The sequence below is a fragment of the Shewanella sp. K8 genome (assembly GCF_028823715.1).
In the GTDB taxonomy this organism is placed as follows: domain Bacteria; phylum Pseudomonadota; class Gammaproteobacteria; order Enterobacterales; family Shewanellaceae; genus Shewanella; species Shewanella algae.
Window position 1 is genome coordinate 32,894 of sequence record NZ_JAPEHY010000022.1, and the last position, 14,832, is coordinate 47,725.

The 14,832-nt window shown below is 53.6% G+C and carries 14 protein-coding genes; 6 read left to right on the forward strand and 8 right to left on the reverse strand.

Annotated features, from left to right (window positions below):
* Window positions 1-3 precede the first annotated feature (3 nt).
* Window positions 4-264, forward strand: a complete 261-nt coding sequence (minE, locus tag ON072_RS12935) for a cell division topological specificity factor MinE (RefSeq protein WP_028781478.1) — start codon at window positions 4-6, stop codon at window positions 262-264.
* A 139-nt stretch (window positions 265-403) separates the two neighbouring features.
* On the opposite strand, the gene rnd is transcribed toward minE, so the two are convergent.
* The 7 genes from rnd to tsaB all read right to left on the reverse strand — a co-directional run bounded on the left by rnd (window position 404) and on the right by tsaB (window position 7,122).
* On the reverse strand, window positions 404-1,513 hold the full coding sequence (gene rnd / locus ON072_RS12940) for a ribonuclease D (protein ID WP_261752613.1): 1,110 nt from the start codon (window positions 1,511-1,513) through the stop codon (window positions 404-406).
* 71 nt (window positions 1,514-1,584) lie between these two features.
* A complete protein-coding gene (gene fadD, locus ON072_RS12945; RefSeq protein WP_025887746.1) occupies window positions 1,585-3,258 on the reverse strand; it encodes a long-chain-fatty-acid--CoA ligase FadD in 1,674 nt (557 codons plus the stop codon).
* Between the two features lie 204 nt (window positions 3,259-3,462).
* The gene (locus tag ON072_RS12950) at window positions 3,463-4,356 is read right to left on the reverse strand and encodes an alpha/beta fold hydrolase (RefSeq protein WP_261752597.1); all 894 of its coding nucleotides are present in this window, start codon (window positions 4,354-4,356) and stop codon (window positions 3,463-3,465) included.
* A 21-nt stretch (window positions 4,357-4,377) separates the two neighbouring features.
* Complete coding sequence (locus ON072_RS12955; RefSeq protein WP_391564755.1) at window positions 4,378-5,223, reverse strand: class I SAM-dependent methyltransferase; 846 nt, start codon at window positions 5,221-5,223, stop codon at window positions 4,378-4,380.
* Between the two features lie 126 nt (window positions 5,224-5,349).
* Complete coding sequence (locus ON072_RS12960) at window positions 5,350-6,057, reverse strand: M50 family metallopeptidase (protein WP_261752599.1); 708 nt, start codon at window positions 6,055-6,057, stop codon at window positions 5,350-5,352.
* A complete protein-coding gene (locus ON072_RS12965) occupies window positions 6,044-6,346 on the reverse strand; it encodes a hypothetical protein (protein WP_208124790.1) in 303 nt (100 codons plus the stop codon). Before ON072_RS12965 ends, ON072_RS12960 begins: the two co-directional genes overlap by 14 nt.
* A 59-nt stretch (window positions 6,347-6,405) precedes the next feature.
* The gene (gene tsaB, locus ON072_RS12970; RefSeq protein WP_045283834.1) at window positions 6,406-7,122 is read right to left on the reverse strand and encodes a tRNA (adenosine(37)-N6)-threonylcarbamoyltransferase complex dimerization subunit type 1 TsaB; all 717 of its coding nucleotides are present in this window, start codon (window positions 7,120-7,122) and stop codon (window positions 6,406-6,408) included.
* Window positions 7,123-7,291: 169 nt separating this feature from the next.
* Here tsaB and ON072_RS12975 point away from each other — a divergent pair, with 169 nt between their 5' ends.
* The 4 genes from ON072_RS12975 to hemB all read left to right on the forward strand — a co-directional run bounded on the left by ON072_RS12975 (window position 7,292) and on the right by hemB (window position 11,320).
* On the forward strand, window positions 7,292-8,587 hold the full coding sequence (locus ON072_RS12975) for a hypothetical protein (RefSeq protein WP_109247941.1): 1,296 nt from the start codon (window positions 7,292-7,294) through the stop codon (window positions 8,585-8,587).
* Window positions 8,588-8,747: 160 nt separating this feature from the next.
* On the forward strand, window positions 8,748-9,689 hold the full coding sequence (locus ON072_RS12980) for a zinc dependent phospholipase C family protein (RefSeq protein ID WP_109247940.1): 942 nt from the start codon (window positions 8,748-8,750) through the stop codon (window positions 9,687-9,689).
* Window positions 9,690-9,715: 26 nt separating this feature from the next.
* On the forward strand, window positions 9,716-10,150 hold the full coding sequence (locus tag ON072_RS12985; protein ID WP_025887734.1) for a hypothetical protein: 435 nt from the start codon (window positions 9,716-9,718) through the stop codon (window positions 10,148-10,150).
* 159 nt (window positions 10,151-10,309) lie between these two features.
* Complete coding sequence (gene hemB / locus ON072_RS12990) at window positions 10,310-11,320, forward strand: porphobilinogen synthase (protein ID WP_101059951.1); 1,011 nt, start codon at window positions 10,310-10,312, stop codon at window positions 11,318-11,320.
* Between the two features lie 120 nt (window positions 11,321-11,440).
* Here hemB and ON072_RS12995 read toward each other — a convergent pair whose 3' ends face one another.
* On the reverse strand, window positions 11,441-13,381 hold the full coding sequence (locus ON072_RS12995; protein ID WP_261752605.1) for an ATP-dependent DNA helicase: 1,941 nt from the start codon (window positions 13,379-13,381) through the stop codon (window positions 11,441-11,443).
* A 553-nt stretch (window positions 13,382-13,934) separates the two neighbouring features.
* Between ON072_RS12995 and hisG the strand changes: the two genes are divergently transcribed.
* Window positions 13,935-14,831, forward strand: coding sequence for an ATP phosphoribosyltransferase (gene hisG, locus ON072_RS13000; protein ID WP_025011635.1), 897 nt, complete (start codon window positions 13,935-13,937; stop codon window positions 14,829-14,831).
* Window position 14,832: the final 1 nt, after the last annotated feature.

Genomic DNA, 14,832 nt, shown 5'->3' on the forward strand with positions numbered 1-14,832 from the left:
ATTATGTCATTACTCGATTATTTCAGAAGCAGCAAGAAAAGCAGCACCGCGGCAACCGCCAAGGAACGTTTGCAGATCATCGTTGCCCATCAACGCGGCGAGCGCGGGGCACCGGATTACTTTCCGCAGATGAAGCAGGAGATAATTGAAGTGATCCGCAAGTATGTGCATATCTCTGAAGAACAGGTATCTGTGCAGTTGGATCAAAACGATGACAACCTGTCGGTACTCGAGCTCAATGTAACTCTGCCGGACCGCCCTTGAGGCAAGCTTTTTCGATAAAAAGCAAAGAGGTTCAAGAGCATACATTTGAAGCCAAAGTATGAATAAAGTATCTATGTAAAGTACTGCTGCAGTCACAAAAAGGCGCCCTTGGGCGCCTTTTCACTTTCATCAACCAGGTTCAGAGTGCCAGCTTGGCCAATTTGTCAGCCACCAGCTGGCCACGCCAGCCCAGCAACACCAAGGGTGTGGGCTCCTGTTTGCCGTCCCATACCCACTCAAGATATTCGTGAATATGACGCTTGGATCCAAGCAACTCCATAGGCACACTTTCGGATTCAGCAATCTCGGTCAAGCACTGCTTAATGCTCTTGAAGGCGCTCTTGTATCCCGGCTTGAGAGCCAACACATCCAAGGGCTCCGGCAGATTGCTCATATCCGCCTTGGCCATGACCTTGAGCACATCTTTGGCGTAGAGACGCTTTTCATGATCCGTCAGCTCTTTCATGGAAAGCACATCATTGATCCCTCTTGGCTGACGCTTAGCCAAGCCGATAAGGGCATGATCTTTCATGACAAAACCCAGCGCCATGTCCTTTGCCAACGCTTTACGCAAACGCCAAGCCGCCAGCACCTTGAGCACAGTCAATTGTGGTGTACTCAACTGAAAGGCGTTCTTGACCCTAAGATAGGCCGTGTCTTCATCCGGCGCGTCCAGACGCCCTTCTGTCATGCGCTGGCTTTCTTCCAATACCCACTCGAGCCTGCCCTGCTGCTCCAGTTTCTGCTGCAGCTGAGGATAGAGTTGGTAGAGATAATAGACATCATTGGCGGCATAACTGAGCTGCGCCTCTGATAGCGGTCGTTTCAGCCAGTCGGTGCGGGACTCGCCCTTGTCGAGCTCCACTCCCAGGCACTCATGCACCAGCTTGGCATAACCCAGGCCATGGCCCATGCCGGCAATGGCCGCCGCCAATTGGCTGTCAAACAAAGGCTTGGGCTGACACTGGCCTTGGCGGGCAAACACTTCCAAGTCTTCACTGCAGGAATGCAACAACTTGGTGATCTTCTCATCGGTCAGCAAGGCCCAAAATCCCGACAGATCCGAGATGGCCAAGGGATCTATCAGAGCCAGGGTCTTGCCGTCATAGGCCTGAATGAGCCCTAAACAAGCATAGTAAGTGCGGGTGCGTACAAATTCGGTATCCAGTACCAGCAATTTAGCCTCGCGATACTGTTCCACCAGCTGCGCCAGAGTGGCGTCATCTTTTACATACAGGTAATCTTGCAAATTCAACTCCCATCCTGCGCGAGTTTCCAGGTCCCGGAAACACAAGAGCCGGCTGGCGCCGGCTCTCTATATTATGCAGATTTGGCCTCATCTCTGAGTTCTCTGCGCAGGATCTTTCCTACGTTGGTTTTCGGCAATTCGTCCCTGAATTCTACCAGCTTCGGCACCTTATATCCTGTTAAATGATGGCGACAGTGCTTGATAAGCTCCTTCTCGGTCAAAGATTTGTCTTTTGCCACCACAAAAATCTTCACCAGTTCACCACTGACCTCATGCGGCACGCCCACGGCGGCCACTTCAACCACCTTGGGATGCAAGGCCACCACCTCTTCCACTTCATTGGGGAAGACGTTGAAGCCGGAAACCAGGATCATATCCTTCTTGCGATCGACAATATAGAAAAAGCCTTTTTCATCCATATAGCCGATATCGCCTGTGGCCAGCCAACCGTCTTTGTCGATCACTTTGGCGGTTTCTTCCGGACGTTGCCAGTATCCCAACATCACCTGAGGCCCCTTGGCAAAAAGTTCGCCCGTCTCACCCTGAGGCAATACCTGACCGTCATCACCCCGCACTTGAATTTGCGTCGAAGGTGCAGGTAAGCCGATAGAGCCGTTGTAACCGGCCAGATCGTAAGGGCAGCAAGCTACCAGAGGTGAAGCTTCGGTCAGGCCATAGCCTTCGAGCAAGCGAGTCTTGGTGATGTTCTGCCATTTGTCAGCCACGGCGCGCTGCACCGCCATACCGCCACCAATAGAGAGTTTGAGGCGGGAGAAGTCCAGAGCGGCAAACTCTTCGCTGTTGACCAAGGCGTTGAACAGGGTGTTCACCCCAGTGAGAGCAGTGAAAGGCGTCTTTCTGAGCTCGGCCACAAATCCCGGGATATCCCTGGGATTGGTGATCAGCAAATTGTTGGCGCCTTTATGCAGGAACAACAAACAGTTCACCGTTAAAGCAAAAATATGGTAAAGCGGCAAGGCGGTTACCACAAACTCTTTGCCGTCGTTGAGCAAAGGGGCATAAGCACCGTTGGCCTGCAATACGTTGGCAACTATGTTGCCATGGCTGAGCATGGCGCCCTTGGAAACGCCAGTGGTACCGCCGGTATACTGCAAAAAGGCGATATCATCACTCTTGACCACAGGCTTGACGTACTGTGCCTTTTTACCGGCTCGCAGTGCCCGGCGCATAGAGATGGCGTGTGGCAGAGAGTATTTGGGCACCAGGCGTTTGATGTACTTCACCACAAAATTAACCAGGGTACGCTTAGGCGCACTCAAGAGATCGCCAAGCCCTGTGATAATCACGTTTTTGACCGGAGTTTGATCGACCACTTGCTCCAGTGTGCTGGCAAAGTTGGACACCACCACTATCGCCTTGGCGCCGGAGTCGACCAACTGGTGCTTGAGCTCTCTTGGGGTATAGAGCGGATTGACATTGACCACTACCATGCCGGCCCGCAACACACCAAACAGGGCGATGGGATATTGCAGCAGGTTCGGCATCATGATCGCCACCCGATCGCCCTTTTGCAATTTGAGATCATTTTGCAAATAAGCGGCGAAGGCACGGCTGCGCTCTTCCAGTTTTCGGTACGTCAGGGTTGCGCCCATATTGACGAATGCGGGTTGGTCGGCATAGGTATTGACCGCTGATTCCAACATCTCCAGCAAGGAAGCATAGCGGCTGGCATCAATTTCGGCAGGCACGTCGGCAGGCAAACTGTTAATCCAGGGCTGGTCCACAAATCTCTCCTAAAATTCCGTCTTCAGCGGAAACGACTCTCTCTGTCGTTAAAGCCCGCAGCGTCTGCGGGCAAAGCACTGAGTATTTTTATAAAGTTCTTATTAAGGCCTTTGGCCTCGACTCTTGGTAGTTAACTTTCGCGCCGCAAAAATCATACGGGCGTTTAAAATTTTGATCATCATCACATAAAAGCTTTTATTTGCCTAGTCCCCCGGATTGGATTTTCTACCTTGGAGAAATCCGGCCAGAGTTTGCGCTACCTCATCGGCGTTCCCCATATGTAGATGGTGATCCCCTGGTAGTTGTACTATCTGCAAATCCCTGTACCAGGCGCGGGCCTGAGGTAAACTCTGCACCAGTCCAGGAAATCCCTGTTCACCCGTGATAAGTAAGCTGGGGATGGCGATCCCCTGCATCAGGGATGCTACCTGCTCAAAACAAAGTCGCATCGGCGAGTCGAGTCGTAGCCTTGGGTCACTGCGCCAACTGGCACTCTGCGCATCAATTTGCATATTGCGCGTCACCAATAATCTGGACCAGGGCTCGGCCAATCCGGTCAACTGCACTCTGGCTTTGATGGCCGGCTCGATACTGTCATAAACCACTTGGCTACGTTTGCTGCCGAGCATACGCTTGTGGGCAGCAAAGCTTTTTCTCAGCCTGGGTTTGGCCTGCTCCACCGCCTCATAGAGAGGAGCGAAGGCTTCAATCAACAGCAACTTATCGACTCGTTCAGGAAACGCTGCAGCATAAGCACTGGCAACGATCCCCCCAAGGGAGTGCCCCAACAGAGTGACTGGCGCATCACCGGCCAAGCTGTCCAGCAGCAGCTCAAGATCGTACAGATAATCAATCCAGTGCAGCGGATAACGCCCTGGCCTGTGTTCCGATAAACCATGTCCAGGCCAATCAATGGCAAGAATACGATAATCATTCATCAGCTTCTCGGCCAAAGGGGCAAAGCTGTTACTGTTATCCAGCCATCCATGCAATGCCAGTAACAGCGGCTTATCTTCCGCTCCCCACCATTGGGCCGCCAGCGTGAGGTGCCGCAGCGGGATCTTCAGTGCTTTTACGGGGGCGGAAGGTTGCCACATAATGCCTCTGTTGTCAGTGTATCAGTTCGCTTTTTTGATAAATTTGAGTGTCATACGGTCACTTTCTCCTATCTTGAGATAAGTGTCCCTGTCCTGCTCACCCAGTCGCAATGTCGGCGGCAAGGTCCAGACGCCTTTGGGGTAATCCTTACTGTCCTTGGCATTAGCGTTGATCTCACTACTGGCTTCCAAGGTGAAGCCCACCTTTTCTGCCAGTGCTATCATCTCATCCTGCATCATGTAGCCGCTGTCAGGGCCGTTACCGGCTTTGCCCCTGTGCTCAACCACACCAAAGACGCCGCCATCTTTAAGTACATTAAAGGCAGACTGAAACACGGTTTGCAGTTGCCCCTGACTGGCCCAGTTATGCAGGTTTCTGAAAGTGAGTACAGCATCGGCGCTGGCATCTTCTCCCAGTTTAACCTGTGCGGGAGGATCCAAAACCACCAGTTCGATTTTGCCAAGCTCTTTGGGGTGGGCTTGCAACCATTCTAGATAACGCTTGCCCGCTTTGGCCCGATAACGGCTGCCCGAGGTGTCTTCTTGCGGCGCTGTGTTAAAACCGGCGGCAATATACTGCCCCTTGTCCGCCAACATAGGCGCTAGGATTTCTGTGTACCAGCCGCCGCCTGGCCAGAGCTCAATCACGGTTTGCTCCGCAGTGATCCCGAAAAAAGCCAGTGTCTGCTCTGGATGACGATATTGGTCGCGCTCGACATTGGCTTCCCGGCGAAAGTCACTGTTAACCGCCTCCAGCAAAGCTGGTTCGCCAGCCTGCACCGCACCGCTGCCAAGCAGCATGCCAGCCACCAACAAAGCCTTGCCAAGCGGCGTTGCCAGCTTGCGATTAAATTGCTTGTATTCCATTTCCCTTCTCCTTTGAATGTGGATTTATGCCGCGGCAACAGACCCGCCGAAACGACTTTTTGGCACGCACTGGTGCCAAATAAGATTGCAGTTCAAGCTAACAGTGAGCGGCAGACTTGCCAAGGATCAGTTTGATTTTCCATCTATGCGGCGCCAGCAAAGCAGTAGCGCCAATAAGCCGGAAGCGAACCACAGCAATACCCAGACGAACGCAGGCACCCAGCTGTGCTCAGCCAGCAATACCGCATCCCCCCTATCGTACAGCCCCAGCAACACAGCAGGACTGGCAAGCGCATTGAGCATCACCATCAAGGCCACTAGGCGCAGGCTGCCGCTGAGCAATCGATTGCCGCCAAATTTCAGCGGCAGCAGAAACAGAACGCTCAGGCTAATGAGGATACTCAGGGTCAGTACGTCCCGCCCCCACAGCAGTATGGTGAGCAGCACCAAGGCGCCGATAAAGGCAAAACTTATACGGATCCCCCGCGGCCAAGTGGCCAGGTGGTAAAGCAGGCAGCCCCAAAAGGCCGCCCCCAAATAACCGCTGAATCCGATAAGGAGCGGCCAGCCGCCCTGACTGAAGCAGAAACCGGCGCCACTCGGAAAGAGTTGGATATGGCTGACAATCCCGCCGCTTAACAGCGTTGCCAGCGCATGGGACAATTCATGGAAATAGCTTTCCAACCATTTGAAGGGGACAGAGACATAGGGCAGATGAGTCAACATCAAGGCCAGTAGGAGTTCCAGCAGAAACTGGCCTCTTCCCGGTAACGGCAGAGAACGGGAAGGTTTTACAAAAGCGTTATCGGCTGCGGGACTGTCAGGCGTAGACATCTATGCCCACCATGGCTGAGATAGCGTCCCGCTGCGCGGCGTGTTGGGTATTCAGATAGAGGGCGATAGCATCAGAATGACCTGCGGTTTCCCGCTTCATCTGCTCTCTTTGTTGGTATTTGTCGTTAAGGGCTTGGCTGTCAAACTCGACCAACTGCCTGGATGGGCTGACAAGGATTTCATCCTGAGTCTCAACGGTTTGCTGGGCACGCTCAGGAGGCCTGTTGCCGGCTACCGCCTGCGACAGACTTTGAACTGCACCCGGATGTCCCGTCTGCTTGATCATCATGATACTGGTTTGATCCCCGTTTGCCCCAAGCCCTTGAGGCAGTTAACCCGCCTGAAGCCCTATTCCCTTCCCGGCAGTTTCTTCCAGGCAACTGTATCTCGCAAATACACAGGCGCCAGCTCATCGACCGAGGTGGCCTGCCCTTGTTGCCAACCTAGGCTTGCCAAAGCAAGCATAGCACTGGCTTGAGGATATTTCACCGCATCCAGCAAGGTCAAGTTTTCGGCATGTTGTAAAAGTGCCGGGTAGGCATCAAACCCGGTGCCGCAGCAATACACCTTGTCCGTATTGGCAAAGGGCGAGGTCATTGTCTCAGGGGCGCTCACTTGCTCTATGCCAACCAGTTTGGCCATACCGGATTCCTGTTCAAACGCCGCCCAATAGATTTCGCCCATGCGGGCATCTATGGCACAAATCACCTGCTGCGCACCATGTTCAGTTATCGCTTGCTGCGCCATGGCGGCCAAGGTAGAGATGCCGATTACAGGGACATCCAGCCCCAGCGCCAACCCTTGAGTCATAGAGGTGCAGATACGGATACCGGTGAAACTCCCCGGCCCACGGCCATAGGCGATAAGGCCGATATCCTGCATCTTGAGCCCGGATTGGCTCAGCAAGTTCTCTATCATGGGCAGCAATCTTTGGCTGTGTTCACGGGGCGCATCGACAGATTCCGCAATGCTGCCATCTTGCCATGCCAGCGCCGCTGAGCAGAGTTCGGTACAGGTATCCAGAGCCAGAATAACAGGAGAATTGGCAAGTGTAGTCGATGTCATGGGTTCAACCTTGATGGGCGAAGGTATGGCCTTCGGCGAGTTAATAGCGGCGGGATCATACCATCAAATACGCCGAAACCAAGCCCGGATCTGCCCTTGTGATCCTTATCATGGACAATGAGAACAGTTCTCAACTAATATGGAGTCCCCTTTTCGGTTAGCGTCTGTTATGTCCAGCCTCTCTCAGTCTTCCAATGAAACCGCAGTTTCGCGGTTGAAACGTGCCTTTGTCGCCGGTATTTGGGCCACGCTCATCAGCATAGCAATTGGGTTTTCCTTTAAAGTCTGGCTCGCAAGCTGGGTTCCCAAGGCGGATCTGGCTATCTACCACACGGTTATCGATATCATCTCGCTGTCACTGATCCTGATGACAGGCTTTCGCTCGTCTATGGTGGTGTCTTACAGCCAGACCCGCAACGACAGGGATATCATCAATATTTTCCGCTATGTGCTGATCCTTGTAGTGCTGCTGACCTGGGGCATCATACTGCCCTATATCAAGCACAAACTCGCCATAGATGTGGAGTACCTGCAACTGGTGGGCATCATAGTCAGCATGGGGCTCAAGGTGTACTTTACCAACCTGGTTGCCATGTATCGTCTCTATGAAATCAGTAACAAGGTAACCTGGATGGAGCCGCTGTCTTTGGTGCTGGCCTTTGCCCTGTGTTACTACGGGCTGAGTATGGCGCCACTGGGGGCACTCTTTTACGCTACGACGCTGTCGTCTCTGATTATCGCGGCCTTTATGTATCTGAGAAGGCGGCGTCAAATCGCCACCGCGCCGCTCGCCAAGGTCAATCTGGAGCCGGCGCTGAAAAGCTTTATGAAGCGAAGTGTCACGGCCTCGCTCGAGGCAGGCTCCAGCATTCTGATGATCTATATTACCGTACTGCTGACCATACGTTATTTCAGTGTCGAAGAGCTGGGGGATTTCCAAGTGGTGGTCAGGCCGGTATTTACCTACATGACCTTGCTGTTTGTATTCCCTATCTACCGCTTCGTATTGCCGGAATTGGCGGTCTGTGTTCGCGCCCGGGACAATGAACAGATCCGCGCCATCAAACACTGGCTCTACAAGCTGGCGCTGATTGTCAGCATCAGTTTCTTTGTTGTCATGCTGCTGGGCGGCGAGAGTCTATTCAGAATGCTGTTTCCGCCCCAGTATCACGGCGCCGTGCCGGTACTGCTGCATTATGCCATTTTCTTCATTTTTCTGATGCTCAACGGTTATCAACTGGCCTATATCAAAGCCGAAGGCTACTTCAATGCCAGTTTGCTGATCCGCATGGCCGGCATCATTACTCTGGTAGGCGCCTTCTTCCTGCTCAGGCAACTGACGGCCAATGTGGTGGCGGTGATCCTCGCCCTCGGCTGCGGTTACTTGATGATGTACCTGATAGGCGCTCTGGTGGAACGCCATATTCGCCGCAGTAAAGCCCAGGTCTCACCGGCCGTTTCCTAAGGGTGGTTTCCGGGTATCAACCAAGGAAAACGGCCAGTCTGATTTACTCTTGAGTGAATTGCGCTTGATAGTAGCTTCGGGCTATGGCCGTTTTCACCTTCAGCGGCTAAGGTTAACCCCAAGGAACAGCACGCAACAGCAAAGGATTGGAGGCCAGGGAATGCCAGGCGCCTATGCACACCTCACACTGGTCAATAGCCTCAGACAGCCACTTGAGCTGGAGGCGGTTACCCATATGCCCAAGGACGCTATTCGCGCCTTACTGAAGCACTTCAAGTACTGCGAGCTCGGGGCTGTCAGCCCGGATTATCCCTATCTCGCTCTCAATGACCGCAAACAGGCCAAAAGTTGGGCCGACAAGATGCATTACCAGCATAGCGGCGAAATGCTCAAAGCCGGCGTTCGTCACCTGGCCTGCAGTGAAGGGGAAGAACGCGACAAGGGCCTGGCCTGGTTGCTGGGCTATTGTGCCCATGTGATCACAGATGTCACTGTCCATCCGGTTATTGAGATGAAAGTAGGCCCCTACAAAGAAAACGCCGATGCCCACAGGCATTGTGAAATGCATCAGGATGCCTACATCTATCCCAAGCTCAATCTCGGGGCAATCGGTCTGTCCGAACACTTGGATTCCGGCATTGCCGCCTGCTGCGATGCCACAGGCCAGAAGCTGGATCCTGTCATAGAGAAATTGTGGGACAACTGCTTCAAAGATGTTTATATAGAGGAATGGGCCAGTAACCCGCCGGCCATCAATGACTGGCATAAAGGCTTTATCACTGTGGTGGACAAGATTGCCGAGGAAGGCAACAGACTGCTACCGTTTGCCCGCCACCTGGGCGTCAAGTTCGCCGTCCTCTACCCGAACCAAGAGCAGATTGAAAAAACGTATTTAACCCTAGCTACCCCTGAGGGCGATATGCACTATGACGCAATTTTTCTGCGCGCCAGAGAAAACGTCAAACACTTTTGGCAGCTTATCGCCAGCGGTGTGCTGGAGCAAGACAGCGCCTATCTGGAAAGTATCAAAGATTGGAATTTGGACACGGGCCGGGATGCCGCAGGTAAACTGGCCTTTTGGCAAGAACTAACGCCGACCTAGCACTATTTGTAGATAAGGATTCAAGGATGAAATCAATTTTCCATCAAGGCCCAATCGTCTGCCTGCTGCTGGTGCTGCTACCGACAATTGGTGGCTGCGGACTCGGTGACAGGCATGATCAGGAATACCAACAACTGGCACCGGCACTGACCAAGGTGACCAGCGCGGCCGAAGCCACCATACGTTATGAAAATCATCCGGCCAACCTCGACGGCCAAACTTTATTGGCGTTGGCCACAACCCATGACGCCTCCCTGCTCGAGCCATTCAGTCAATACCAACTGCACCTGTTTCGTATCGAGGATCATGCCCTCTTGTTGCTTTGCAGCGCAGACGGTGAGCGGGCCCTGATGGAAGACAGTGGCTGTACCGCCAAGCTCGACAAACAGCATTGGCAACAGGGAACACATCCCTGTGAGACCAGTATTGCACCTGCCAACATCTGCCTGGATGAACTGTGATCCCTGTCATAGTATCGCGTTTCCTGCAAAGGGTATCCTAGGCGCACTTGGGCACTTGGGCACTCGCGCCCCTTTAACCTCAATAGCTTAGTGCTGGTTACCGGGTCTTGGGACAATATTCGGCAAACAGGCACCCACCATAGCAGTAAAGGAAATCTCATGTCAGACAGTCATTGCCGTCACGGCAGCTTCACCAAACCTCTTCGTCGCCTTCGCCGTCTTCGCAGCTCAGAAGCCATGCGGGATCTGGTTCGCGAGCAGCAAGTTTCCCTGACAGATCTGGTACACCCGCTTTTCATCGAAGAAGGCATTACTGAGCCTGTGGCCATCAGCACCCTTCCCGGGATCAGCAGATTGCCCGAGAGCATGCTGGCAGCTGAGATCCGTGAGCTGAAGACCCTCGGGATCCGCTATGTGATGCCCTTTGGTATTTCACACCATAAAGATGCCATCGGCAGCGATACCTGGAACGATGACGGCCTGTTGGCACGGATGATCCGCACCATCAAGCAGGAAGCGCCCGAGATGCTGGTGATCCCGGATATCTGTTTCTGCGAGTACACAGATCACGGCCACTGCGGTGTGGTTGAGCACAATGAAGTTTGTAATGACGCGACTGTGGAAAACCTGGTCAAGCAGTCTGTCTGCGCTGCCCGCGCCGGTGCCGACATGCTGGCCCCTTCGGCCATGATGGACGGCCAGATCCGGGCCATACGCGAGGGCCTGGATGCGGCCGGTTTTGAAAATGTCGCCATTTTGGCCCACTCGGCCAAGTTTGCCTCCTCTTTCTACGGCCCATTCCGGGCGGCGGTAGATTGTGAACTCAGCGGCAATCGTAAAGGTTATCAACTGGATAGCGCCAATGGCCGGCAAGCGCTGTTGGAAGCTCTGCTCGATGAAGAGGAAGGCGCCGATATTCTGATGGTGAAACCAGGTACGCCTTATCTGGATGTGTTGTCACAATTGAGAGAGCGTACCGAGTTGCCTTTGGCGGCTTATCATGTGGGCGGTGAATATGCCGGGATCAAGTTCGCGGCTCTGGCCGGCGCTCTGGACGAAAGAGCTGTGGTTACCGAAAGCTTTGTCGGGTTCAAACGCGCCGGTGCCAGCTTGATTGTCAGTTACTACACCAAGCAATTTGCTTCCTGGCTGGCCGCAGATCGCGGCTAATAGCTAGTACAGAGAGACAGAGAGCAAAAGGCGCCTAGTTTTAGGCGCCTTTTTACTATCAATTTATTTGTTCCAAAAATTGAATTAATACTCTCAAATACAGTATCCAACTGTTTTTAATCAATCTATTCTTTCAAGAAAAGACAAGGCAGATTGCAAATCGCGGGTCCTGTACATGGGCGGCAAGGAGTTGAGAAATGCCTGACCATAACTGCGATTGACGATGCGATTATCACAGAGAATTAGCACACCGCGGTCGCTCTCGTCACGAATGAGCCGCCCAACACCCTGCTTGAGTGCTATCACAGCCTGGGGCAAGGCCAACTCCATAAAGGGGTCACCCTGTCGCTTACTGATCTCTGCGGCTCTGGCGCGATAGAGATTATCGTCCGGAGACACAAAGGGCAGTTTGTCGATTATCACGCAAGAGAGTAACTTGCCGCGCACATCCACGCCTTCCCAAAAACTGCCAGTGCCCAGCAGCACGGCATTACCCAGCTGACGAAACTTTTTCAGCAGAGTCTGCTTGCCGGCGCTGCCTTGCACCAGGAGTGGATAGCGGCTGCGACCATGAAGCGCCTGCGCCACCCGTTGGAGCATCCTGTGACTGGTAAACAAAATAAAGGTTCGGCCCTTGGCCGCATTAATCGCCTGCTCACACACCTCAAGCAGGCGCCGAAACTGATAATCCCCTTCAGAGCGCACATCCCCAAGCTCCCTGGGAACACACAAAATAGCCTGGCGCCGATAGTCAAAGGGGCTGTCCAGAATAAGCTCCCTGGCCCCCTTAAGCCCTAATGTCCGGCAAAAATGGTTCAGGCTGCGATTCACCTGTAGCGTTGCCGAGGTAAATAGCCATCGGGTTTGCACCTCAAACAGCGCCTGACACGCCTTGGCAACATCAATAGGCGCCATTCTCAGCGTCGGCAGGCGACTGCCCTGCTCTATGCTGTAAGCCGCACTTTGGTCTTCACAGTTGAAAAACTGCTCCAGCTGCACACAGTAATCTAGCCATTTTTCCAGGCAATCATCCAGTTCATCACTGCGACCGATATTGGCCAGCATTACCCGCTCCAGCGCCCGAAACTCTTCGAGCAGCTGCCAGCATTGCCTCGCAAGTTCTTTATCGGCCAACAAGGGGCGCCAGTCGCTTTGCCCGGACGCCTGGGTCATCTGCGCCCAATCCGCCAGGCGAGAGCCGCAGCGCCTGGCGAGATCGCTCAGTTGTGAAGTATCCCTGAGTTCCTGTTGATATACCGTTTCCACCCGCTCAAGCACTCGCTGCATGGCCGCGAGCGACAGCTGGCGACCAAAGTAGGTTACGGCAATATCGGCGAGCAGGTGAGCCTCATCGAAAATCACCGCATCGGCATCGGGCAACAACTCGGCAAAGCCGGTATCCTTGAGGATCCTGTCGGCAAAAAACAGATGATGGTTAACCACGATAATCCTGGCTTCCAGGCTCTTCTGTCTGGCCTTGCGGGTAAAACAGCTGTCATAGAAGGCGCAGCGCTTGCCGGTGCAGCGCTCTTTCGAAGAAGCCACCAGCGCCAGTGCCGGCGACTGTTCGGAAACCGTAGCCAGAGTGCCGAGATCGCCATCTGTGCTGGCCGCGGCCCATTGATTTATCCTGAGCAGATCATCGAGCACTTCCGGGCTGCGGCTCTGGGCCCCATCCAACTGCTGCTCCAGCAACAACTGACACAGATAATTGTTGCGCCCTTTGAGCAGCGCCACCCGAACTTGCAGATCCAGCATCTGCAGCAAGGCCGGCAGATCTTTATAGAATAGCTGTTCTTGCAGGTTCTTTGAGCCGGTGGAGACAATCACCTGCTTGCCGGAGAGCAGCGCCGGGATCAGATAACCGAAGGTCTTGCCAACCCCGGTGCCGGCTTCGAGCACCAAAGGCACTGCAGCGCCGCTTGAGCCATGGAGTAACTGGGCCACTTCGCGGGCCATCTCCAGTTGTTGCTCTCTAGGCTTGAAGCCCCTGATATTGGTGGCCAAAGGGCCGCCCGGGGCAAAGGCCAGTGCCGTTTCGCTGACGAGTCGATTACGCATTGTGCTCCATTTTGCCCTGGGGTATGGCGTGCATTATCGCTATTTGAGTGACGGATACAAGGGACAAACCTTATCGCCAAGCCGCTCTACCCGACAGAGTTGGCATAGTTGACAGAGTTGGCATTGACATAGCTGACATAGTTAACATAGCCACTTACACCAACTCTTTAGCTAACGATTCGCAAACTTATGCCCAAGCGGGCCGCTTGATGAATCCTTTTCAAGCAGCAGACATTTTTTGATTTTGGGTGTTGCAAATTCCAGCCAAAGGGATTAGCTTAAAAACACACCAGCCGAATCGGCTCAGAATTGAATGTTTATGCGCTGCCAAATTACAGCGTGAAATCACAGGATTTATTACATGACACAGCTTCGCAACGCTATCCACCATCACCACCACGAGCGGTAGCCTTCGGAGCTGACTGCCGAAGGTTCATTCCTTCTGGCGGTTGATTCATAAGATCTGAAAACCCCTGGAAGGAATTCCGGGGGTTTTTCGTTTCCGGATTTGAGTTTTTAACCAAGATTGAATTGACCAACAGGAATGACCACTATGACTTCAAATCGACTGCGCATCGCCATCCAGAAATCGGGCCGGCTTTCGAAAGAATCACAACAACTGCTGAAAAACTGCGGCGTAAAATTCACCGTTAACGAACAGCGTCTGATAGCCCACGCCGACAATATGCCACTGGATCTGCTGCGGGTGCGTGATGACGACATTCCCGGCCTGGTCATGGATGGCGTGGTCGATTTGGGGATCATTGGCGAGAATGTGCTGGAAGAGGAGCAGATAGAACGGCAGACACTGGGCAAACCTTCGGCCTGCAACAAACTCAGACAACTGGACTTCGGCGCCTGCCGTCTGTCGCTGGCGGTACCCAGTGAGTTCCCTTATCAGGACGCCGCCTCACTGGAAGGCTTGCGAATTGCCACTTCCTACCCCAACCTGCTTCGCCGTTTTATGCAAAATAAAGGCATAAGTTATCGCGACTGTATGCTCAAGGGTTCGGTAGAAGTCGCCCCCCGTGCCGGACTCGCCGACGGGATCTGCGATCTGGTTTCCACCGGCGCCACTTTGGAAGCCAATGGCTTGTACGAGACCGAAGTTATCTTCCGCTCTATGGCCTGTGTCATCCAATCACAGCAAACCCAAACCCCGGCCAAACAGGCCTTGATCGACAAGCTGATGAGCCGGGTCAACGGCGTCATCCGCGCCCGGGAAAGCAAATATATCCTGCTGCACGCTCCCACTGAAACCCTGGAGCAGATTGTTGCCCTACTGCCCGGCGCCGAGAACCCCACTGTGTTGCCGCTCAACGATGACAGCAACCGGGTCGCCATCCACGCGGTCAGCACAGAAGATCTGTTCTGGGACACAATGGAAGAGCTGACCAAGCTCGGTGCCAGCTCGATTCTGGTAATGCCAATTGAAAAGATGATGGGGTGAA